Source organism: Xenorhabdus sp. NBAII XenSa04 (assembly GCF_963866145.1).
Classification (GTDB): Bacteria; Pseudomonadota; Gammaproteobacteria; order Enterobacterales; family Enterobacteriaceae; genus Xenorhabdus; species Xenorhabdus indica.
On the sequence record NZ_CAWMEB010000123.1, the window covers coordinates 1 to 2,621 of the forward strand.

At 45.6% G+C, this 2,621-nt stretch carries 3 protein-coding genes; 2 read left to right on the plus strand and 1 reads right to left on the minus strand.

The genetic code is table 11. The annotated features are described in order from the left end of the window. Window positions 1-149 precede the first annotated feature (149 nt). Entirely contained in the window at window positions 150-329 is a 180-nt protein-coding gene (locus AAC147_RS05910) for a YlcI/YnfO family protein (RefSeq protein ID WP_047685974.1), read from the minus strand. A 314-nt stretch (window positions 330-643) separates the two neighbouring features. On the opposite strand from AAC147_RS05910, the gene AAC147_RS05915 reads away from it, so the two are divergent. After that, window positions 644-1,051: a hypothetical protein gene (locus AAC147_RS05915; RefSeq protein ID WP_047685977.1), complete on the plus strand. Its 408-nt coding sequence runs from the start codon at window positions 644-646 to the stop codon at window positions 1,049-1,051. Window positions 1,052-1,053: 2 nt separating this feature from the next. Next, window positions 1,054-2,621 (plus strand): toprim domain-containing protein (locus tag AAC147_RS05920; protein WP_047685979.1); only part of this gene is annotated, 1,568 nt, incomplete at its 3' end.

Below are 2,621 nucleotides of genomic sequence, written 5' to 3' on the forward strand. Positions count from 1 at the left end.
CTACTTCCTCTAAGCGAACTAACTATTGGAAGCATGACCTAATTTTGGGAAATAGATGAGGTTATGGTAAATAGCTATAGCGATTCTTTGATATTAAGTAACCTTCAATTTGAGATACAACCCTCTTTCAGAGGGTTAATTCATTATTCTTACTCAGATGATTCTTTAGATTTACGCAGGCGGCGTTTTATTTCGCCAGACATAGCCGAAACTATGAATTGCGCGGTGCTCTCGCCTTCTTCTTTAAGTTTTTCCATTGAATCAACAAGCTCATGTGGTACACGGGCTTCTAATTTTTTTGACTTTGCATTTACTGCTTTCGTTGCCATATCTGTATCCATTAATAGTTGGGGGCTGACAGTATATACAAAAAACATTCATAAAAAAGGATTGACGTGGCTGACACTTAAAAATAACATAGTGGCTGACACCTTGCTTTATTCAAAAAGTAAAAACAACAACGCCCCGAAGTGCGCTAACACTATTGAGGCGTTTAACCACAACATTATCGGAGCTAATGCTATGGCTGACACACAGTCTAACCAAACTCGCCTTAAATTTACATTCTTTATTATTACATCCGACACACAGCGACTGGCTGGCATGTCCTCTCTGATATTCGTTTCCTGTCAGGAGGTGCGCCATGCGTGATAACCCAGTCTCATTAAAACAGGCGTTATATCGTACCCATCAGGCCACCTCATTATTTAAGTTCATTATCGAAAAATCGAAGAGTGAATTCTCAACCGATTTAAATAATCTGGTTGCACTGGGGCGTGATATCAATCAGGAAGTTCACCATGCACTTCTGAAACATGCCCCGCAGCCACTGGTGGCGAAATTATTAAATCACGTTGTACACAGGCACTCTGTTTCGCTGGATCAGGCGATGTACCGTGCAGGACTGGGAACGTCTTTATTTGAAGTCATTCTTGACCAGACCCGTCATTATTGTTCGGAAGAACTCCATGATTTGCTTTCACTGGCCTGTGATATTAATCAGGAAGTTTACCATGCGCTTTATGCGGCTGTTTATGGAGAGGACGAGTGATCATGAGTCAGGGAAATAATAACCAGAAAAGCCACCCGTTAGAGGTTATCCGCACAGTCAAAAAATCAGCCCTAAATCACTGGCAAAGCCTGTTGCCAGCCTGTGGCGTTGATGTTCCGGCAAAGGGGAAACATGGTGCTTGCCCGATATGTGGCGGCACTGACCGCTTTCATTTTATCGATGATAACCATAATGGAGACTGGCATTGTCGCCAATGTGATGAGCCGAATCATGGTGATGGGCTGGATTTAGTCGCAAGAACCAAAGGGATCACTATTTTTGCCGCCGCTAAGCTGGTGGCGGATGCGTTGGCAATGCCTTTACCTGAATCCAAACCAGCCAAAGAGCAGCTCCGAGCAGTGAACCCTATTGCTGAACGCATCACTACAATGATCGCTACAGAGATTACGGGCGAATCTCAATATCTGGTGAAGAAGGGGCTGCAATGCCCCAATCAACGGTTATTGAAAGACGGTGCTTTATTGCTGGTGACTCAGGCGCTGGACGGCACGATAACAGGTGGACAAACTATTAAGCCGAACGGTGAAAAACGCCTTGTTGCAGGTACGCAGAAAAAAGGCAGTTTTATTCCCATATCTGAGATTCCCGGAACGCCGGACACGTTCATCATTACCGAAGGGTATGCAACGGCGTTAACCGTCAGCCAACTGCATAAGGGCGTGGTACTGGCAGCCATTGATGAAAGTAATTTACTCGCGGTTGCCGAGCTGATCAGAGCACAGTGGCCAAATGCAAAAATTATTATTGCTGCTGACAATGACTGGCACGAACCGGGAGAACGGGACAAAAACGGCAGACTAAAAAAGAATGTCGGCAAAATAGCGGCAGAGAAGACCGCTATAGCGATTAATGGCTGGGTAACGCTACCGCCAACGGAATTAAAAGCCGACTGGGACGATTATCGCCAGCATCACGGCATTGAGGCAACAAAGCAGGCATTCAGTAACGGGTTATATCAGGTTGGAGAGAAAAAGCTCATGGAAGCAGAAGCAGCAGTGATCGACGAAGCGAAGCCCAAAAAGACCAATAACAATCTGGCACAAATGGCAGCCAGCCAACGAGGGGCACTGTTGGTTGAGTATTACGGAAAAATTGCGGTCAACCCTGACAGTGAAATGACTTATCGTTATAACGGTGCAACATGGGAAAGCGTACCAGATAGCGAGCTGAGCCGTTCAATGGTGGCAATCTTCGACCAGCACGAAACCCCTTACAGTCCGAACGGCATTAATAACGCGATTAGTGCGATGAAATTGCAAGTTCCTGTTATTGGTGAACCGAAACGGGCGTTAATCGGGTTCAGTAATGGTGTGTATGATTTATCTGTACAGGCGTTTAAACCTCACGCCCCTGAGCATTGGCTCATGAACCATAACGGGATCGCATTCACAGAACCGGCAGCCGGGGAAAGTATCCGGCAACATGCCCCACATTTCTATCAATGGCTGTCTCATGCGGCGGGAAATAATCATGAAAAAATGGCGCGTATCAATGCGGGCTTATTTATGATCCTGGCAAATCGTTACGACTGGCAGTTATTTATTGAAGT

What these genes read in the sequence shown, in the direction of transcription:
- AAC147_RS05910 (WP_047685974.1), bottom strand. Translation starts at nt 329, where the DNA reads ATGGCAACGAAAGCAGTAAATGCAAAGTCAAAAAAATTAGAAGCCCGT.
- AAC147_RS05915 (WP_047685977.1), top strand. Translation starts at nt 644, where the DNA reads ATGCGTGATAACCCAGTCTCATTAAAACAGGCGTTATATCGTACCCAT.